Genomic DNA, 18,027 nt, shown 5'->3' with positions numbered 1-18,027 from the left:
CGGGTGGAGCGGGTCCGGTGCCTCCACCGGACGGTGGCGGAGCGGTTGGGGGCACCGCGCGACCGCTGTCCGAGGGCGCCCGCCCCCGGCTCGCGGAAGGCGCTCCCGTGGTCGGCAGACCGGACCGGCAGGTCCCGGGAGCGGCCGCCGGGTCCGGGGAACCGCACGGGTGCCGTCGGGGCCCATGGTCGGGCCGGGCCGGAGTGCGGTGGTGAGCCCGCGTCCTGCCGGGCGGTGAGAGCGTCCTCCCCCGGTCCCAGAGGCACGGGGGGCCGTGCCGGTGCGCGGTCCGGCCGTCTTCGGCCCTGTTCCGGCCATGCTGCGATCCGGTGGCGACGTCCACGAGGTTCACACGGTGCCGGAGGTCGTGAGTTCGGCGGACGGTGCGGCGGGCCGAGCGGGGAACCGCCCGGGGACGCCCCCTGGCGGTCGTCGAACCGGAACGGGCCGTTGCCGGGGAGGAGTCCGCGCGATACCGCTTCGAGGGCGGCGCGCCGTGCCCGGCCCCGTGGGGGAGCCGCGCCGGCGGGCGAAGGCGCCCCTGCCCCGCGCCCAGCAGACGGGCTGGGTGGGCGGCAGACGAGTCGGGCTGTACGCCGGGTTCTGTTCCGGCGGGGCCTCGCGGTCCCGCCGGTGACGGCCATCCATCTAGGACCGGCGTTGCCACCGGCCTCCAGCGGTCTACCCGCGGACTCGGGCGGGCAGCCCTCGATCGTCCGCGCAGAAACACCGGGGTGTTTCCTTCTTGACCTTGCTCCGGGTGGGGTTTACCTAGCTGCCCAGGTCGCCCTGGGCACTGGTGGTCTCTTACACCACCGTTTCACCCTTACCGGGGGCCGAGGCCTCCGGCGGTCTGTTTTCTGTGGCACTGTCCCGCGGGTCACCCCGGGTGGCCGTTAGCCATCACCCTGCCCTGTGGAGCCCGGACGTTCCTCGGGAAGCCCCCTGTCAAGGGAACTCCACGCGGCCGTCCGCCCGGCTCGTCTGCCGTGCCGACCATGGTACCGGGCGGGCGCGCCGCCCCGGTGCCCCGGCCGCCGCCGTCAGGACGGAGCCGGTGAGGATCAGCGCGAAGGCGGCGACGGCCCCCGGCAGCCGTTCGCCCCGGAAGAGCGCCCCCGCCCCCGCCGCCACCGCCGGACGGGGCGGGAGGTCGGACGGGACGCGGCATCGCCGGGGACGGGCGGCCGGGAGGCCGGGACAGGTCGGAAGGCCGGGACGTCGGCGGTACGGGGTCCGGGGCAGGGGACGGCCCACGGGGCGCACGGCGGGCGCGACGCACGGGCGGCGGGGCGGGGCGGGGCTGGCGCGACGACCGGGCGGCAGGGCTGGCGGCTTGACCCTGCCGCGACGTCAACGTCTGTACTGGACCCATGCGGATCGGAGAGATCGCCGCCATCGTCGGTGTCACGACGCGGACCGTGCGGCACTACCACCAACAGGGCCTGCTGCCCGAACCGGAGCGGCTGGCCAACGGCTACCGGACGTACACCCTGCGGCACGCCGTCGTCCTGGCCCGTGTCCGGCGGCTGACCGAGCTGGGTCTCGGTCTGGCCGAGGTGCGGGACGTGCTCGCGGACGACGCGGGCAGGGACCTGGAGGCGGTGCTGGAGGAACTGGACGCGGACCTGGCCCGGCAGGAGGCGGAACTGGCGGAGCGGCGGCAGCGGCTGCGGGCGCTGCTCCGGGCGGAGGGCCGGCCGACGGCCGAGGGGCCGGTGTCACCGGAGCTGGCGGAGCTGTTCGCGCGGATGGCTCCGGCCGCGGGGGACTCCCCCATGGCGGCCCGGGACCGCGAGGTGCTGGCGCTGCTGGACTCCACGGTGCCTCCCGGCGACCGGGAACGGCTGCTGGAGGCGTGGCGGGGCGCGGTCGGGCCGCCCGGCGCGCCGGAACGGGCCGGACGGGCCTACGCCCTGCTCGACGCGCTCGCCGACGCCGCGCCCGGCGATCCGCGCGTCGCGGAGGCGGCCCGCGCGCTGGCCGCCTGCCTGCCCCCCGGTCTGCTGGACGGCGGGAAGGAGGGGACGGGTGCCGGTGCGGGCAGCGGCGACGGGGACGGTTCCGAAGGGGTCTTCCTGCGCGCCTTCTACGCCGACTTCGCGCCCGCCCAGGCGGAGGCGGTCCGGCTGGCCCTGCGCCTGGCCTCCGGTGACGGCCCATGAGGTGCGCCGGGCTGCTCGCGCGCCACGAGCTGCGGGTGCTGGCCGGGCTGGCGCTGTGGGCGGCGCGGCGGCCACCGGGACCGGAGGCCGGGCCCCCGCGCGGCACGGACCCGGACCGCGGCCCCCGGTCCCCCGCGCCCGGACCGCCCCCACGGGCCCGCGCGGGCCCGGACGCGTTCCCCGGCCGCGGTCCCCCGGCCCGCCCGGCCACGCCGGGCGGAACACCTCCGGGTGCGTCGGCGGGGTGCCCGCACGGGCCGTCGTCCGGGGGCGGCGGTCACGCCGTACCCTGACCGGGGGCCGATCCGAAGGAGTACGTGTGCTTGTCCTGCTGCCGCCGTCCGAGGGGAAGGCCGCGTCCGGCCGCGGGGCCCCGCTGAAGCCGGAGTCGCTGTCGCTGCCGGGGCTGGCCGACGCGCGGGAGACCGTGCTCGCGGAACTGGTCGAGCTGTGCGCCGGGGACGAGGAGAAGGCGCGCGAGGTGCTGGGGCTCAGCGAGGGGCTGCGCGGCGAGGTCGGCAAGAACGCCGCGCTGCGGACCGCCGGGGCCCGGCCCGCGGGCGAGATCTACACCGGGGTGCTCTACGACGCCCTCGGCCTGGCCACCCTGGACCCGGCCGCGAAGCGGCGGGCGGCGCGCTCGCTGCTGGTGTTCTCGGGGCTGTGGGGCGCGGTGCGGGTGACCGACCGCATCCCCTCCTACCGCTGTTCCATGGGCGTCAGGCTGCCCGCGCTCGGCGCGCTGGGCGCGTTCTGGCGGGCGCCGATGGCCGCGGTGCTGCCCGAGGCGGCCGGGGACGGGCTGGTACTGGACCTGCGGTCGGCGGCGTACGCGGCGGCGTGGAAGCCGAAGGGCGCGGTCGCCGCGCGGACGGCGACGGTGCGGGTGCTGCACGCGCCGACCGGGAAGGTCGTCAGCCACTTCAACAAGGCGACCAAGGGCCGGATCGTGCGGAGCCTGCTGACCACCGGCACCGCGCCCGGGACCCCCGAGGAGCTGGTGACGGCCCTGCGGGACCTCGGGCACACGGTGGAGACCCGGACACCGGGCGGGGCGGGCCGTCCGTGGGCGCTGGACGTGCTGGTGGACGAGATCCACTAGCCCCCGCGGCCTCCCCCGGCGGTGCCGAGGCGTCCGGGGTGCGCGGGTGCGCGGGTGCGGGTGCCCCCGGGAGTGCCGAACCGGTTCGAGCGCCCCGGTGATCCGGGGCGGCACGGCACCCCGACGGCCGGGCTCCCCACCGATACGGGCGCTGCACCGGGGCCGGGTGCCCCGTCGGCCCGGAAGGGCCCGGGCGCCCCGCCGGGCCGGTCCCGCCAACGGTCCGGGCACCCCCGGCGACCGGACCTCCCCACCGATACCGGCGCGCCACCGAGCCCGGCACCCCGTCGGCCCAAAAGGCCCAAGCGCCCCACCCGGCCAGTCCCGCCAACGGTCCGGGCACCCCCGGCGATACGGGCGTGCCCCCCGGGCACGGCACTCCATGACCCGGGACGATCCGGGCGCCCCACCGGGCCGGTCACGCCCGTGGTCCCTGCGTCCTCGCCGGAGGGTGCCGCACCGGCCGGGGGTGGCCACCCGTACCCTGCCAACGTGGCCCACGCGCCCGGCCCGGGCCAGTACCGCCGCCGAACCCGACGCACCGACACCCGGCGCCCGCACCCGCACCCGCACCCGCACCCGCACCCGCACCCGTCGACGACGGAGCCACTCACGCAGGTTGCACCCCTCGCAACGGCGATTGCAGGGAGTGTGCCGGTCCGGGCACGATGACCGCATGACTTCGCCTGTGCCGTCCCCGTCCTCCCCCGCTCCCTCCTCCCCCGCCGGGGCCCCCGCGCCGGTGCCCCCGCCCTCGGTGCTGGACCTCGCGCCCGTCCTCCCCGTCGTGGTCGTCGAGGACCTCGCCGACGCCGTGCCGCTCGCCCGCGCGCTGGTCGCCGGGGGGCTGCCCGCGATCGAGGTGACGCTGCGCACCCCCGTCGCGGTCGACGCCGTCCGCGCCATCGCCGCCGAGGTGCCGGACGCGGTGGTCGGGGCGGGCACCGTGCTCACGCCGGACCAGGTCGACGAGGTGGTCGCGGCCGGGGCGCGGTTCCTGGTCAGCCCGGGGTGGACGGACGCTCTGCTGACGGCGATGCTCGGGTCCGGGGTGCCGTTCCTGCCGGGGGTGTCGACCACCTCGGAGGTGGTGGCGCTGCTGGAGCGCGGGGTGCGGGAGATGAAGTTCTTCCCCGCGGAGGCTGCCGGCGGCACCGCCTACCTCAGGGCGCTGGCCGGGCCGATGCCGCAGGCGCGGTTCTGCCCGACCGGCGGCATCGGCCCGGCCTCCGCGCCGGAGTACCTGGCGCTGCCCAACGTCGGCTGCGTCGGCGGGAGCTGGATGCTGCCGAAGGACGCCGTCGCCGGGCGGGACTGGGCGCGGGTGGAGGCGCTGGCCCGCGAGGCGGCCGGACTCAGCGCAGGTGCGACGTGTCGTTGAACAGGCGGACGCTGGCGTTGCCGTCGGCGTAGTACGCCACCGCCGACAGCGAGGCCGCCGACAGTTCCATCCGGAACAGCGCCTCGGGCGGGGCGCCCAGGGCGAGGCGTACGAGGGTCTTGATCGGCGTCACGTGCGACACCAGCAGGACGGTGCGCCCGGCGTACGCGGCGACCAGCCGGTCGCGGGCGGCGGCGACCCGCTCGCCGGTCTCCGCGAAGCTCTCGCCGCCGCCGGTCGGCCGGGCGTCCGGGGAGGCCAGCCAGGCGTTCAGGTCGTCCGGGTACCGCTCGCGGACCTCGCCGAAGGTGAGGCCCTCCCAGGCGCCGAAGTCGGTTTCGCGCAGGCCCTCGTCGAGCGCCACCTCCAGGCCGAGGCGGGCGGCGGCCACGGCGGCGGTCTCCCGGGTGCGGGCCAGCGGCGACGCCACCACGGCCTGCACGGTGCCGCGCCGGGCGAGGCCGTCGGCCGCCCTGGCGGCCTGCTCCCGGCCCGCGTCGGACAGCGAGGGGTCGCCACCGGCGCCGCTCCCGGAGAACCGCTTCTGCGGGGTGAGCGCCGTCTCCCCGTGCCGCAGCAGGACGAAGGTGGCCGGGGCGCCCATGTCGGCGGGCCCCCAGCCGGGCGAGGCGACGGAGGAGGCGGCGCGGACGTCGGCCCGGTCGCGTGCGCCCCGGCCGGTCCCGGCCCGGTCACCGGCGCCGCCCGGCTCGGCCGGGAAGGGTGCCCCCGCTCCCCCGCCGTTCCGGGTGGGCGCTCCGGTCCCGGTCGACGCTCCGGCGCCGGGAGCCTCGCCGGCGGCGGCCCGCGCGCCCGCCCCGGAGAGGGACCCGGCGGACCGCGTCCCGCCCGGCGCCGCGTCGAGTTCCGCCGTGGACGCCGACGGGGACCACGCCTCGCCGCGCGCGCCCGCGTCCATCGCCTCGTTGGCCAGACGGTCGGCGTGCTTGTTCTCGGCGCGCGGGATCCACTCGTAGCTGACCCGCTCCGGCGGGAGGACCCGCGCGGCCTCGGCCGCCAGCGGCTTCATGTCGGGGTGCTTGATCCGCCAGCGCCCCGACATCTGCTCGACGACCAGCTTGGAGTCCATCCGGACGCGCACCCGCGCCCCGGGGTCCAGCGCGCGGGCCGCGCGCAGCCCGGCCAGCAGCCCCCGGTACTCCGCCACGTTGTTGGTGACGACGCCCAGGTACTCGGCGGTCTCGACGAGGGTCTCCCCCGTCACCGCGTCGCTGACCACGGCGCCGTACCCGGCGGGCCCCGGGTTGCCCCGCGACCCGCCGTCGGCCTCGACGACGAACTCCCGCACCGCTTCCGCCCCCGTCACGCGCCCTACAGCCCCGAGTCGGCCGTACGGACCAGGATGCGGTGGCAGTTCTCGCAGCGCAGCACGGTGTCGGGCGCCGCCGAGCGCACCTCGGCCAGCTCGGTGATGGCCAGCTCCTGGCGGCAGCCCTGGCAGGTGCGCTGGTAGAGCTTCGCCGCGCCGACGCCGCCCTGCTGCTCGCGCAGCTTGTCGTAGAGCCGCAGCAGGTCGGCGGGCACCGTCGCGGCGATGACCCCGCGCTCCTTGGTGACCGAGGCGGCCTCGCCGTCGATCTCCCCGACGGCGGCGTCGCGGCGCCCGGTGGCGTCGTCGATCCGCTCCTGGACGGAGGCGGCCCGGCCGGTCAGCTCGCCGACCCGCTCCTGGACGGACTCGCGGCGCTCCATGACCTCCAGGACGACGTCCTCCAGGTCGCCCTGGCGCTTGGCGAGGGAGGTGATCTCGCGCTGGAGGTTCTCCAGGTCCTTCGGGGAGGTGACGGCGCCGGAGTCGAGGCGCTGCTGGTCGCGGGCGGCGCGCCGGCGCACCTGGTCCACGTCCTGCTCGGCCTTGGTCTGCTCTCGGCCGCAGTCGCTCTCCTCCGTCTGCGCGGCCACGAGCAGGTCGCGGAGCTGGGCGTGCTCCTTGGTCAGCGACTCGATCTCGGCGTGCTCGGGCAGCGACCGGCGCCGGTGCGCGAGCTGCTGGAGCCGGACGTCGAGGGCCTGGACGTCGAGGAGTCGGATCTGGTCGGCGGGCGCGGCGTTCAGTTGGGGGCTCCTGCGGTGTGTTCGGAGGGCGGGGTGGACGGTGACGCCGCGTGGGCGGTCCAGGGATCGGTGACCGTCGGGGAGACGTGGACCCGCAGGGCCCACCCCTCGCGGTCGGAGATCGCGTCGAGCTGGGCGGCGGCCAGCTCGCACCAGGGCCATTCGGTGGCCCAGTGCGCCGCGTCGAGCAGCGCGAGGGGGCCCTGGGCGCGGGCCTCGGACGCCGGGTGGTGGCGCAGGTCCGCGGTGAGGAAGGCGTCGACGCCCGCCGCCCGCACGTGGTCGAAGAGGCTGTCGCCGGAACCGCCGCTGACGGCGACGGTGCGGACCGGAGCGTCCGGGTCGCCCGCGACGCGGACGCCCTGCGCGGTGGCGGGCAGCCGCCCGGCGGCGAGGGCGGCGAACTCGCGGACGGTCAGCGGGTGCTCCGGTTCGCAGATCCGGCCGAGTCCGCGGCGGCCCGCGGGGTCGGCCGGGTCCGGCACCAGGGGGCCGAGGACGCGCAGGCCGAGGGCCCCGGCCAGCGCGTCGGAGACGCCCGGGTCGGCGGTGTCGGCGTTGGTGTGGGCGACGTGCAGGGCGACGTCGTGCTTGATGAGGGTGTGCACCACGCGGCCCTTGAAGGTGGACGCGGCGACCGTCGTCGTCCCCCGCAGGTAGAGGGGGTGGTGGGTGACGAGCAGGTCGGCGCCCAGCTCCACCGCCTCGTCGGCGATCTCCTGGACGGGGTCCACGGCGAACAGGACCCGGGAGACCTCCCGGCCGGGGTCGCCCACCACGGTGCCGACCGCGTCCCAGGACTCGGCCCGCTCGGCGGGCCACAGGTTCTCCAGCGCGGCGATGACTTCTGACAGACGGGGCACGGGGGCAAGGCTACCCGGGCGCGGTGCGCCGCCGTACCCGCCGCCCCTGACCGGGCCGGACCGGCGATGTCCAGCACACCACCCCGTTGTCCTCGGAGGAATCGTTTCTGTGACACCCGTTTGTGTGATGACGGCCGCTGTCTCTCCCCCGCCCGTGCGTACGAAAACTAGCTTCGTCGCTGGAGGTGACCGAACGATGACAGCGTGTGCCACAGAGCCCGTCGGGCTCACGGCGGACCACGAGGCCGAGCGCGACGTGGTCCCGGGGGACGGGGGACCGCCTCGTGCGGACTGCGCCATCACGGCGGAGGGCGGGTACGCGGCGCGTCTCACCCGCCGCGGCGACTGCTGGTACCCGGAGCGCTGGACCCTCGACGGGCCGGAGCCCTACGCGGTGCCACTGCCGGGCAACCAGCCGGAGGAGCCCGGCACCGAGGTGCAGCCGATGGGCGACGGGCGGGTCCTGATCCACCGGGTCGCGGGCGGACGGCACGTCTTCGCGCTGCTCTACCCGACCGGCCCGGGCACCGGCGAGCTGCCGCTCGGCGCGGTGGGGTGCCGGGACGCGGAGACCCGGCTGCGGCTGCTGCCCGCGGCGCCGGGCGGCGAGCGGGCGTACGCCCTGGCCGTGGGCCCGCGGGCGACCGCGCTCTGGCAGGTGGCGGGCGGCGGCTCCGGTCCCCGGTGCCTCGCGGAGATCCCGGGCCGCTGTTCGGGCGGGGCCTGGCTGGACCGCGCGGGGCGGATACTGGCCCTCGACCGGGAGACCGGGGGCCGGGTGAAGGCGGTCGTGGTGGACCTGGGGCGGGGCTGCGAGGTGTCGCCGCTGCTCCAGATCGCCGAGCACAGCGACGACCGGGTGCTGCTGGCCGATCCGGACAGCGGGCTGCTGATGATCCGCTCGGACGCGCCCTCGCCGGGGCGGCCCCGGCTGGGCTGGGGCGTCCTGGGCAGCACCCTGCCGGTGCGGTTCCCCGAGTGCCTGCGGCTGCGGGACTGCGTGATCACGCCGTTCGCCATCCAGCCGGGGCAGGCGCTGACGCCGGAGCGGTGCGCGGTGGCGCTGCGCGTCGACGGGGCCTTCGGGAGCTGGGTCGCCGTCTGGCACCCGGCCGAGCGGCGGCTGCGCCACATCCCGGCCCCGGAGGGCTGGCTGGCGGGCGCCGGGCTGTGGACGGCCGACGCCGTGCTGCACCTGCCGTACGCCACCGCGCAGACGCCCTGCGGCCTGGCACGGCTCGCCTCACCGGCCGTCCCGGAGCCACCGGCACGGGCCCCGTCCGACGAGCCGTCCGGGACCCCGCCCGGAGCGCTCCCCCCGGCGCTGCCGGACCCGGCCCCGGCCCGCCCCGTACCGCTCCAACAAGCCCCGCTCGCACAGCTTGTAACGAAATAATCCCGGTCGGCGTGGCCGCCTGGATTCGGCCCGAGGTGTGCCGGTTACACTCGCTCGGCCCACAGGAAAGATCATGTATACGGGGTGAATTCCTTCCGATGAGCAACGCCAGCACGACCCAGCCGACGCAGGCCGACGGTGCCGACGTTCAGGGGGCCGCGACCGGCCAAGGCCGGCACCGCGGACCGGTGTCCGAGCAGGAGGGCCGGGCGGCCCCGAACGGCCGCCACCGCAGGCCCGCCGAAGACGCGGGACCGGCGGCGGCCTGACGCCACCGCACGGCCCAGCACCCGACCGCGGCCCCGCCCGTCACCTACGACGGGCGGGGCCGCGGCGTGAACGGGCCGGTCGGCCCGGCGGGTGCGGCGGATGCGCGGCGGGGCGGCTCGGCGGCCCCGGTGGTGGGCGGCGGCGGGCGCCCGCTTCCCGCCGACGGATGCGGGCCGTCCCCGTCCCGGGGCGGTACGGAGCCGGTTCCGGCCCACGGGCGAGGGGCGACGAGCGACGAGCGACGAGCGACGGGGACAACGACCGGCGACCGGCGGCACGGCCCCGGGGGACCTCCCGGCGCGATCCTCCCGGTGACGGGCGCCGCGCCACCGCACCCGGCGGCATCGGCGCACCCGGCGTCATCGGCGTATCCGGCGTCATCGGCGTATCCGGCGTCATCGGCACCCCGGTGAGGTCGGCACCCCCGGCGGTGTCGGCGGATGGCCCCGGCCCGCGCACCGCCGACGGCGCTACCCCCGGGGTCCGTCCGCCGGGCGCCTCCCGCGCGACGGCAGCCACAGCCACATCAGCAGCACGGCCGCGGCCAGCACCACCGCGCCGACCCGGAAGACCAGCGCGTACCCCTCGGTCAGCGCCTCGGGACCGGCGGACTCGCCCCCGGAGCGGGCGGCGGCGATGGTCGCCATGACCGCGAGCCCCAGCGAGCCGCCCATCGTCCGCGAGGTGTTGACCAGCCCGGAGACCAGCCCGGCGTCCCCCGGCGCCGACCCCGAGGTGGCCAGCGACGCCAGCGGGGTCCCCGCCAGCCCCGCGCCCAGCATCATCAGCACCCCCGGCACCAGGATCGCGGTGACGAACCCGCCGTCCGCGGTCATCGTCGACTGCCACGCGAACCCGGCCGCCGCGAGGGACGTGCCCAGCACCGCCACGTTCCGCGCCCCCATGGCCCGCATCACGCGCGGTGCCGACTTCGAGCCGAGCACCACGGCCAGCGAACTCGGCACCAGCGCGAGCCCGGCCTCCAGCGGGGTGTAGCCGAGCACGTTCTGGGCGTAGAGCGTCATGAAGAACCACATGCAGAACATGGCCGAACCGGAGACCATCATCGCCGTGTTGGCCGAGGCCACCGAGCGCACCCGCAGCAGCGCGAGCGGCATCAGCGGGGCCGCGGTGCGCGCCTCGACGACGAGGAACAGCCCGATCAGCACGGCACCGGCCACCAGCGGCACCAGCGTGGCCGCCGCCGCCCAGCCGGTGGACTCCGTCTGCGAGATCCCGAACGCCAGGGTGGCCAGACCGGCGGTGACCAGCACGGCGCCCGGCAGGTCGAGCCGCCGTCCGCCCGCGGAGCGGCTCTCGGACAGCCCCAGCACCGCGCCGGCCAGCACGACCACGCCGACGGGCACGTTGATCAGCAGCACCCAGCGCCAGGACAGGGTGTCCACCAGCACCCCGCCGACGAGCCCCCCGGCGGCCCCGCCGCCCGCGCCGACGGCGGTCCACGTCGCGATGGCCCGGGCCCGCGCGGCGCCCGGCGGGACGGCCTCGGTGACGATGGTCAGCGTCGAGGGCGCCACCACCGCCGCGCCGAGCCCCTGCACGGCGCGCGCGAGGAGCAGCTGCCAGCCCTCCTGGGCGAGCCCGCCGCCGAGCGAGGCCAGCGTGAACAGGCCGATCCCCAGCAGGAACATCCGCTTGCGCCCGTACAGGTCCCCGGCCCGTCCGCCGAGCAGCATGAACCCGGCGAAGGCGATGGAGTAGGCGTTGACGACCCACTGGAGGCCCTGGGCCGTGAGGTCGAGATCGGTCCGCATCGACGGCAGCGCGACGTTGACGACGGACACGTCGAGGACGACGAGGAACTGACCGGCGCAGGCGAGTGCCACCACCAGGCCGGCGGGCGGGGTGCGGCGGGGCGGGGATATCCGGGCGGTGGGGCGGGCGGCTGAGGTGTCGGGCATGGATGCCATGGTCTCAACCCGTTCCCGGCGGGGACACACCCGGCGGCGGATATTCCGCTTCGGGCGGCAGCACGGGGCCCGGCGAACCCCACGGGGCGCACACCCCGGCGCTCGGGGGACCGCGCCCCGGGGCGGACACCCCCGGCGCACCTCCCCGCCACCGGACCCCGCCGGGGCCGCCCCGCCGCCCCCGCCGCCCCCGCCCGTGTCCCGCGTCCCGCGCCCGTGACCCCGCGTCCCCTATATCCCCGGGCGGTCCCCGAGCCCCGGCTCCCCGTGCCGGGGCGTCCCCCCGCGCCCCCGGCTCCCCTGCCGGAACACCCGCGGAGCCCCCTCCCCTCCGGCCCCGCCCCCGGTGCGGCAGCATGGGGCGGCACAGCGTCCGCACGACCGGAAGGACCCCCATGGCCGCGGCACCCACGCCGGACATCCTGGCCGCGTTCGAGGCGGCGAAGGGATTCATGCCCGCCGACGAGGGCCTGGCCCTGTACGCGGCGGCCGTGGAGGCGGGCGGGCTGGGCCTGCCGCTGCTGGAGGTGGGCACCTACTGCGGGCGTTCCACCCTGCTGCTGGCCGACGCGGCCCGCGGGGCCGGGGTCACCGCGCTCACCGTGGACCACCACCGGGGCAGCGAGGAGCAGCAGCCGGGCTGGGAGTACCACGACCCGGCGACGGTCGACCCCGAGCTGGGCGTGATGGACACGCTGCCCGCCTTTCGCCGCACCCTGTACCGGGCCGGTCTGGAGGAGCACGTGGTGGCGCTGGTCGGCCTCTCCCCCCGGGTGGCGGCGGTCTGGAGCACCCCGCTCGCCCTGGTCTTCATCGACGGCGGGCACACCGACGAGCACGCGAACGCCGACTACGAGGGCTGGGCCCCGCACGTGGCGGAGGGCGGTCTGCTGGTGATCCACGACGTCTTCCCCGACCCGGTGGACGAGTTCACCGGCCAGGCCCCCTACCGCGTGTACCTCCGGGCCCTGGGCTCCGGGGAGTTCACCGAGGTGTCGGCCACCGGCTCGCTGCGGGTCCTGCGGCGGACGGGGGACCGGGCGCCCCGTTAGAGTGCCTGCCGTGTCGTACACCGGACCGGAACTCGATCCCCCGCAGCCGCCCCGCCGTTCACCGCTGCGCCGCCCGCTGACGGTGGCGCTGGCCGCGCTGGTGCCGGGGGCGCTGCTGGGCTGGGGGGTGTACGCGGCGGTCGGCGGCGGGGACGACGGCACCGGTCCGGGCCGGGCCGGGAGCACCGCCGCCGCGCCCCCGTCCGGCACCTCCCCGGACGCCACGGGAACGGGCGGCCCGGGGGCGGACGGCACCGGGCCCGGCGGCGGCCGGGACGGCTCCGGCCCCCCGTCCTCCGCCCCGGCGGCGGACCCCTCCGCGTCCGCGCCGTCCGCCCCCTCCCCCTCCGGGCCCGGCGGCCCGCTGCGGGGGAAGGTCGTGGTGATCGACCCGGGGCACAACCCCCGCAACGCGCAGCACACCGCCGACATCAACCGCAAGGTGGACATCGGCACGCACTGGAAGGAGTGCGACACCACGGGCACCGCCACCGACGCGGGCTGGCCGGAGGCCCGGTTCACCCTGGACCTGGCGCACCGGCTGCGGGACCTGCTGGAGGCGCAGGGCGCCACGGTGCGGCTGACGCAGGACGGCGACCGCCCGTTCGGCCCGTGCGTGGACGAGCGGGCCCGGATCGGCAACGAGGCGCACGCGGACGCCGCGATCTCCCTGCACGCCGACGGTTCGGGCACCGGGAACCGGGGCTTCCACGTGATCCTGCCGGGCGCGGTGCACGACGGCGCCGCCGACACCCGGGCCATCGTGGGCCCTTCGGCCGAGCTGGGACAGCGGGTCGCGGGCCGGTTCGTGCGGGCCACCGGCACCGCCCCGTCCAACTACCTCGGCGACGGTACCGGTCTCGTCACACGTCAGGACCTGGGTGGTCTCAATCTGTCAACGGTTCCCAAGGTGTTCATCGAGTGCGGCAACATGCGCGATAGCAAGGACGCGGCGCTGCTGACCAGCGGTGCCTGGAGGCAGAAGGCGGCACGGGGCATCTCCGAGGGAATCGTGAGTTTTCTGCGCGGGTGATGCCGGGTGGGTGTTCCGGGCCGGTTCTCCGGGGCGGACAGCCTCCGGGTGCAGGCGATAGTGTCGCCCGTACGACGAGGGGCCACCCCCGCGCCGCGCACCGGGCCGGCGGCCCGGACGGCGGCGGCGCCTCCACCGACGACGAGACCGATCTACGAAGGACCTGAAGTGAATATCCGCTCCCTCACTCGAGGCGACGGCGTGGTGATCGGAGCAGCGGTGTTGCTGTTCATCGCGTCGTTCCTGGACTCATTCAGCGGCAACGGCAGCGGCATCCCCAACGCCTGGGACAACCTGGGCCTGGTGATGAGCATGTACGTCGGCGGCATCGCCGGCGCCGCCCTCATCGTGGTGGCGCGCGGACTCCCCCAGCCCCGGAAGGTCGTCGGCCTCGAACTGGGCCAGATCGGGGTGGTCCTGGCGGTCTTCTCCGCCTGGACGGCGTTCTGGACGATCATCGACCCGCTGGGTCCGTTCGACGACATCTACGACGGCCTCGGCGCCCGTGACGTCAACGCGGGCACGGGGCTCGTCCTGGGCCTGATCGCGACGCTGGCGCTGGCCGGCGCCGCCATCGCGACCCCGCTGGTCCCGGCCCTCAAGGCCCCGCTGACGGGCGCTCCCCAGCAGCCCGCCCCGCAGCCGTACGGCGGCCAGCCGCAGGGCGGTTACGGCTACCCGGGCGCGCAGCAGCCGTTCGGCGGCCAGCCGGGCCAGCCGGGTCAGCCGGGTCAGCCCTTCGGCGGCCAGCCGCAGCCGGGCCAGCCCCAGCCGCAGCCGGCCGCGCAGGCGGCGCAGCCCGCGGGCGACTTCTCCCCGTTCTGGTTCGCCGTGCCGGTGCCGCGTCCGCTGTACGCGGAGGACGGCTCGTCCTCGCCGATCGCGGAACTGGCGCCCGGCACCTGGTACCTGGCGGTGGAGCAGCGCGGTCAGAACCTGATCGCCCAGACGCAGGACGGCCGCCGCGGCGTGCTGCAGGACTCCTCGGGCATCCAGCGCGGCTGACCGCCGGACCCGCCGCACCGCCGACGGCCTCCCTCCCCCGGGTACTCGGGGGGCGGGAGGCCGTCCGCGTAGGTGCGGGAGGTCAGTCGCAGCAGTCGGGGTCCAGGCCCCGGGGCAGCAGGTCGCCGGAGAAGATCCGGCAGGTGGCCTCGTGTCCGCCGAGCGCGGCGACGGCCAGGAGCAGCGAGCCGGCCGTCCAGCTCGTCAGCTCGCGGGGCCAGACGGTGTCGTCGTCGAAGACGTAGCCGGTCCAGTACAGGCCGCTCTCCGGGTCGCGGAGGTGCTGGATGGACTGGAGGATCTCCAGGGCCCGGTCGGATTCGCCCACCGCCCAGAGGGCGAGCGCCAGTTCGGCCGACTCGCCGCCGGTCACCCAGGGGTTGGGGACGACGCAGCGCACCCCGAGGCCCGGGACGACGAAGCGGTCCCAGTCCCCCGCGATGCGGGAGCGGGCCTCGTCCCCCTCGATCGCGCCGCCGAGCACCGGGTAGTACCAGTCCATCGAGTAGCGGTCCTTGTCGAGGAACCGCTCGGGGTGGCGCCGGATGGCGTGCCGCAGGGCGCCCGCCGCCAGTTCCCAGTCGGGCTGGGGCTCCTCGCGCTGCTCGGCGATGGCCAGGGCGCAGCGCAGCGCGTGGTGGACGGAGGAACTGCCGGTCAGCAGGGCGTCGGTGGCGGCGGTGCCGTCCTCGTCGCGGCGCCAGCCGAGCTGGCCGCCGGGCAGTTGGAGGCGCAGGACGAACTCGACGGCGGCGACGACCACCGGCCACATCCGGTCCAGGAAGGTGTCGTCGCCGGTGGAGAGGTAGTGGTGCCAGATGCCGACGGCGGCGTAGGCGACGAAGTTGGTCTCCCGGCCCCGGTCGGTGACGTCGTCGTGGGCGCCGTCGGCGTAGGCGGCGTACCAGGAGCCGTCCGGGTTCTGGTGCCGGGCCAGCCAGGCGTAGGCGCGGGCGGCCTCCTGGTGGCGGCCGGCCGCGTCCAGGGCCATCGCGGCCTCGACGTGGTCCCAGGGGTCGAGGTGGTGGCCGCGGAACCAGGGGATGGCGCCGTCCTCGCGCTGGAGGGCGAGGATGCCGCGGACGGTGGCCTCGGCCTGTTCGGCGGTGAGGACGCCGGGCAGGACCAGGTGTTCGGTGCGGGGGGTGCGGGACGTGGTCACGCGGCGTCCACCGGCGGCAGGTGCGGCTTGGTCGCGTAGGCCACGAAGCTCTTGCCGATCAGCGGGTTCAGGGCCTGCTCGGCGACCCGGGTGGCCAGCGGCTTCTTCATGATGTCCCAGACCAGCAGCTTGTGGTAGGCGCGCACCGGGAGGGCCCGGTCGTTGTCGACGCCGAAGGCGCACTTCAGCCACCAGTAGGGCGCGTGCAGGGCGTGCGCGTGGTGGGTGCCGTAGGGGCGCAGGCCGGCCTCGCGGATGCGGGCGAGGAGGTCCTCTGCGCGGTAGATGCGGATGTGGCCGCCCTCGACCTCGTGGTAGGCGTCGGACAGCGCCCAGCAGACCTTCTCGGGGCCGTAGCGCGGCACGGTGACGGCGATCCGCCCGCCGGGCCTGAGGACGCGGACCATCTCGGCGAGGACGCCCTTGTCGTCGGGGATGTGCTCCATCACCTCGGAGACGATGACCACGTCGAAGGACTCGTCGGGGAAGGGCAGGGCGAGGGCGTCGCCCTCCAGGGCGGTGGCGGTGGCCCCGGCCGGGGCCTCACCGGCCTCCTTCATCGCGGCGAACCAGGCGGCGACCTCGCGGATCTCCTCGGCGTTCCGGTCCAGCGCCACGACCCGGGCGCCGCGCCGGTAGCACTCGAACGCGTGCCGGCCGGCGCCGCAGCCGAGGTCCAGGACGCGGTCGCCCGGGGCGAGCGGGAACCGGGAGAAGTCGACGGTCAGCACGTGGCCCTGCTTTCGGGGTAGACGCCGGTGTCACTGGTCGGGGCCCCGGGGGTGGTCGCGGGGACGGCCGCCGCCCGGCCGAGGGCCTCGCGGTAGTGGGCGACGGTCCCCTCGGCGGCGCGGGCCCAGGTGAAGCGGCGCAGCACGCGCGCGCGTCCGGCGGCGCCGAGCCGGGCCCTCAGCTCGGGGTCGCCGAGGAGCCGGACGAGCCCGGCGGCCAGCGCCCCGGCGTCGCCGGGCGGCACCGCGAGGCAGGTCCCGCCGTCGGGTCCGGCGACCTCGGGGACGGCGCCGCCGGTGGTGGCGAGCAGGGGGGTGCCGGTGGCCATGGCCTCGGCCGCGGGCAGCGAGAACCCCTCGTAGAGGGAGGGCACGCAGGCGACCTCGGCGGAGCGCACCAGGCGGACGAGTTCGGCGTCGGTGATGCCCTTGACGAACTCGACGGCGCCGTCGAGGCCGTGGCGTTCGATCGCGCGGGCGACGGGGCCCTCGGCGGGCCGACCGCCGACGACGACGAGGTGGGCGCCGGGCCGTTCGGTGCGTGCCTTGGCCAGCGCCTCGACGAGGAAGACCAGTCCCTTGAGGGGCACGTCGGCGCTGGAGGTGGTGACGATCCGGCCGGGCACCTTGGGCACGGAGGGGTCGGGCGAGAACAGGTCGGTGTCGGCGCCGATGTGGACGACGTGGACGCGGTCGCCGCGGACGCCGAGGTGGTCGATGATCTCCTGGCGGGAGGTGCCGGAGACGGTGAGCACCGAGGGCAGGCGGCGGGCCACCCGCTTCTGCATGCGGGTGAAGGCGTACCAGCGGCGCACGGAGTAGCGGCGGGCCCGGCTCCCTGCGGCGTCCAGCTCGAGTCGCCGGTCCACGGTGATGGGGTGGTGGACGGTGGTGACGAGGGGGGCGCCGACATCGCCCAGCAGCCCGTATCCGAGGGTCTGGTTGTCGTGGACGACGTCGAACTCGCCGCGTCGGGCGCGCAGATGGCGGCGGGCGCGCAGGGAGAAGGTGAGCGGCTCGGGGAAGCCGCCGGTCCACATGGTGGCGACCTCCAGCGCGTCGACCCAGTCGCGGTACTCGCCGCGGCCGGGGGTGCGGAAGGGGTCGGGCTGCCGGTAGAGGTCGAGGCTGGGCAGTTCGGTGAGGGAGAGCCGGCCGCCGGGGGCGTCGTCGAGGGTGTCGAGGACGGGGTAGGGCTGGGCGCCGATGACCTCGACCCGGTGGCCGAGGCGGGCCAGTTCGCGCGAGAGGTGGCGGACGTAGACGCCCTGGCCGCCGCAGAACGGGTTCCCCTTGTAGGTGAGCAGTGCGACGCGGAGCGGTCGCAAGCCGTCGGCGGCGGGCTCCGGACCGGGACCCGCCTGACTGGCCTCAGCGGTCACCCTGGGCCCCCTTCTCCACCGCACCGTCCCGCGAGACTACGCCGGGCATCTGATCTGGAACAAGTTTCGGAGTTGATCACTCGGAGGCTCCGAATCTACCGGCAGGTAGCCCGGGGGTGCGCGGTGGATCGGGTGATTCGCGCCACGGCGGACCGGGGTCCCGGCGGTGCGCCGGACGGCCCCCGCGCAGCCGCGCGGCGGGGGGCGGGCCACTGGGCCGGACGGGTGCCGGGAGCCCGCGGCTGCCCGTTCACCGAGGCGGAAGCGCGCGTGAGGGACCTGGCTCGCGGTGAGGTCCTGGCCGCCCGGAGGAGGCGCCCGGCCGGGTGCCGCGCGCGCCCCGCGGGCGGCACCCGGAGCCCCGGGCCGGAACCCGTGACCCGGGTCCCAGCTTTCCGGACCGCTCCTCGGCCCCCTTGCGCCGTACGGGTAAAGTGGCGGCGTCGTCATCACACCCGTACGGGGGGAAGCCGGTGCA

General features: G+C 76.7%; 14 protein-coding genes and 1 other RNA gene. 7 read left to right on the top strand and 8 right to left on the bottom strand.

The window, feature by feature from the left end; genetic code table 11:
- Window positions 1-576: 576 nt before the first annotated feature.
- Window positions 577-983, bottom strand: an RNA gene (rnpB, locus tag ACZ7LB_RS01120) — RNase P RNA component class A.
- A 390-nt stretch (window positions 984-1,373) separates the two neighbouring features.
- Between rnpB and ACZ7LB_RS01115 the strand changes: the two genes are divergently transcribed.
- The 3 genes from ACZ7LB_RS01115 (at window position 1,374) to eda (ending at window position 4,648) form a co-directional block, all read left to right on the top strand.
- Window positions 1,374-2,165, top strand: coding sequence for a MerR family transcriptional regulator (locus tag ACZ7LB_RS01115; RefSeq protein WP_471464593.1), 792 nt, complete (start codon window positions 1,374-1,376; stop codon window positions 2,163-2,165).
- A 319-nt stretch (window positions 2,166-2,484) separates the two neighbouring features.
- On the top strand, window positions 2,485-3,267 hold the full coding sequence (yaaA, locus tag ACZ7LB_RS01110; RefSeq protein WP_471464591.1) for a peroxide stress protein YaaA: 783 nt from the start codon (window positions 2,485-2,487) through the stop codon (window positions 3,265-3,267).
- 676 nt (window positions 3,268-3,943) lie between these two features.
- Window positions 3,944-4,648 carry a bifunctional 4-hydroxy-2-oxoglutarate aldolase/2-dehydro-3-deoxy-phosphogluconate aldolase gene (gene eda, locus ACZ7LB_RS01105; RefSeq protein WP_471464589.1) on the top strand — a complete coding sequence of 235 codons (705 nt, stop codon included), beginning with the start codon at window positions 3,944-3,946 and terminating at the stop codon, window positions 4,646-4,648.
- On the opposite strand, the gene ACZ7LB_RS01100 is transcribed toward eda, so the two are convergent.
- The 3 genes from ACZ7LB_RS01100 to ACZ7LB_RS01090 are packed head-to-tail and all read right to left on the bottom strand — an operon-like array spanning window position 4,623 to window position 7,587.
- Window positions 4,623-5,957, bottom strand: coding sequence for a bifunctional RNase H/acid phosphatase (locus ACZ7LB_RS01100; RefSeq protein ID WP_471465101.1), 1,335 nt, complete (start codon window positions 5,955-5,957; stop codon window positions 4,623-4,625). The genes eda and ACZ7LB_RS01100 overlap by 26 nt on opposite strands.
- Window positions 5,958-5,980: 23 nt before the next feature.
- Window positions 5,981-6,724 carry a zinc ribbon domain-containing protein gene (locus ACZ7LB_RS01095; RefSeq protein WP_471465100.1) on the bottom strand — a complete coding sequence of 248 codons (744 nt, stop codon included), beginning with the start codon at window positions 6,722-6,724 and terminating at the stop codon, window positions 5,981-5,983.
- The gene (locus ACZ7LB_RS01090; RefSeq protein WP_471464587.1) at window positions 6,721-7,587 is read right to left on the bottom strand and encodes a Nif3-like dinuclear metal center hexameric protein; all 867 of its coding nucleotides are present in this window, start codon (window positions 7,585-7,587) and stop codon (window positions 6,721-6,723) included. The genes ACZ7LB_RS01095 and ACZ7LB_RS01090 overlap by 4 nt, the downstream gene beginning before the upstream one ends.
- 196 nt (window positions 7,588-7,783) lie before the next feature.
- Here ACZ7LB_RS01090 and ACZ7LB_RS01085 point away from each other — a divergent pair, with 196 nt between their 5' ends.
- Window positions 7,784-8,983, top strand: a complete 1,200-nt coding sequence (locus ACZ7LB_RS01085) for a hypothetical protein (protein WP_471464585.1) — start codon at window positions 7,784-7,786, stop codon at window positions 8,981-8,983.
- Window positions 8,984-9,723: 740 nt separating this feature from the next.
- Here the strand turns inward: ACZ7LB_RS01085 and ACZ7LB_RS01080 are convergent.
- On the bottom strand, window positions 9,724-11,184 hold the full coding sequence (locus ACZ7LB_RS01080; RefSeq protein WP_471464583.1) for an MFS transporter: 1,461 nt from the start codon (window positions 11,182-11,184) through the stop codon (window positions 9,724-9,726).
- A 395-nt stretch (window positions 11,185-11,579) separates the two neighbouring features.
- Here ACZ7LB_RS01080 and ACZ7LB_RS01075 point away from each other — a divergent pair, with 395 nt between their 5' ends.
- The 3 genes from ACZ7LB_RS01075 (at window position 11,580) to ACZ7LB_RS01065 (ending at window position 14,274) form a co-directional block, all read left to right on the top strand.
- The gene (locus tag ACZ7LB_RS01075) at window positions 11,580-12,236 is read left to right on the top strand and encodes a class I SAM-dependent methyltransferase (protein ID WP_471464581.1); all 657 of its coding nucleotides are present in this window, start codon (window positions 11,580-11,582) and stop codon (window positions 12,234-12,236) included.
- A 10-nt stretch (window positions 12,237-12,246) separates the two neighbouring features.
- Window positions 12,247-13,269 (top strand): N-acetylmuramoyl-L-alanine amidase, encoded by a 1,023-nt coding sequence (locus ACZ7LB_RS01070; protein ID WP_471464579.1) that lies wholly within the window; start codon window positions 12,247-12,249, stop codon window positions 13,267-13,269.
- Between the two features lie 168 nt (window positions 13,270-13,437).
- Window positions 13,438-14,274 (top strand): hypothetical protein, encoded by an 837-nt coding sequence (locus tag ACZ7LB_RS01065; protein WP_471464577.1) that lies wholly within the window; start codon window positions 13,438-13,440, stop codon window positions 14,272-14,274.
- A gap of 82 nt (window positions 14,275-14,356) precedes the next feature.
- On the opposite strand, the gene ACZ7LB_RS01060 is transcribed toward ACZ7LB_RS01065, so the two are convergent.
- The 3 genes from ACZ7LB_RS01060 to ACZ7LB_RS01050 are packed head-to-tail and all read right to left on the bottom strand — an operon-like array spanning window position 14,357 to window position 17,549.
- The gene (locus ACZ7LB_RS01060; protein ID WP_471464575.1) at window positions 14,357-15,436 is read right to left on the bottom strand and encodes a prenyltransferase/squalene oxidase repeat-containing protein; all 1,080 of its coding nucleotides are present in this window, start codon (window positions 15,434-15,436) and stop codon (window positions 14,357-14,359) included.
- Window positions 15,433-16,167, bottom strand: a complete 735-nt coding sequence (locus ACZ7LB_RS01055) for a class I SAM-dependent methyltransferase (protein ID WP_161225017.1) — start codon at window positions 16,165-16,167, stop codon at window positions 15,433-15,435. The genes ACZ7LB_RS01060 and ACZ7LB_RS01055 overlap by 4 nt, the downstream gene beginning before the upstream one ends.
- Window positions 16,161-17,549, bottom strand: a complete 1,389-nt coding sequence (locus tag ACZ7LB_RS01050) for a glycosyltransferase family 4 protein (protein ID WP_471464573.1) — start codon at window positions 17,547-17,549, stop codon at window positions 16,161-16,163. Before ACZ7LB_RS01050 ends, ACZ7LB_RS01055 begins: the two co-directional genes overlap by 7 nt.
- Window positions 17,550-18,027 lie beyond the last annotated feature (478 nt).

It is taken from the genome of Streptomyces sp. NPDC107521 (genome assembly GCF_055598485.1).
Note: the sequence above shows the minus strand (reverse complement) of the source record. Positions and strands in the feature narration are given on the sequence as shown.

Coding starts and splice junctions, on each gene's coding strand:
- ACZ7LB_RS01115 (WP_471464593.1), top strand. CDS start 1,374: ATGCGGATCGGAGAGATCGCCGCCATCGTCGGTGTCACGACGCGGACC.
- eda (WP_471464589.1), top strand. CDS start 3,944: ATGACTTCGCCTGTGCCGTCCCCGTCCTCCCCCGCTCCCTCCTCCCCC.
- ACZ7LB_RS01085 (WP_471464585.1), top strand. CDS start 7,784: ATGACAGCGTGTGCCACAGAGCCCGTCGGGCTCACGGCGGACCACGAG.
- ACZ7LB_RS01080 (WP_471464583.1), bottom strand. CDS start 11,184: ATGGCATCCATGCCCGACACCTCAGCCGCCCGCCCCACCGCCCGGATA.
- ACZ7LB_RS01075 (WP_471464581.1), top strand. CDS start 11,580: ATGGCCGCGGCACCCACGCCGGACATCCTGGCCGCGTTCGAGGCGGCG.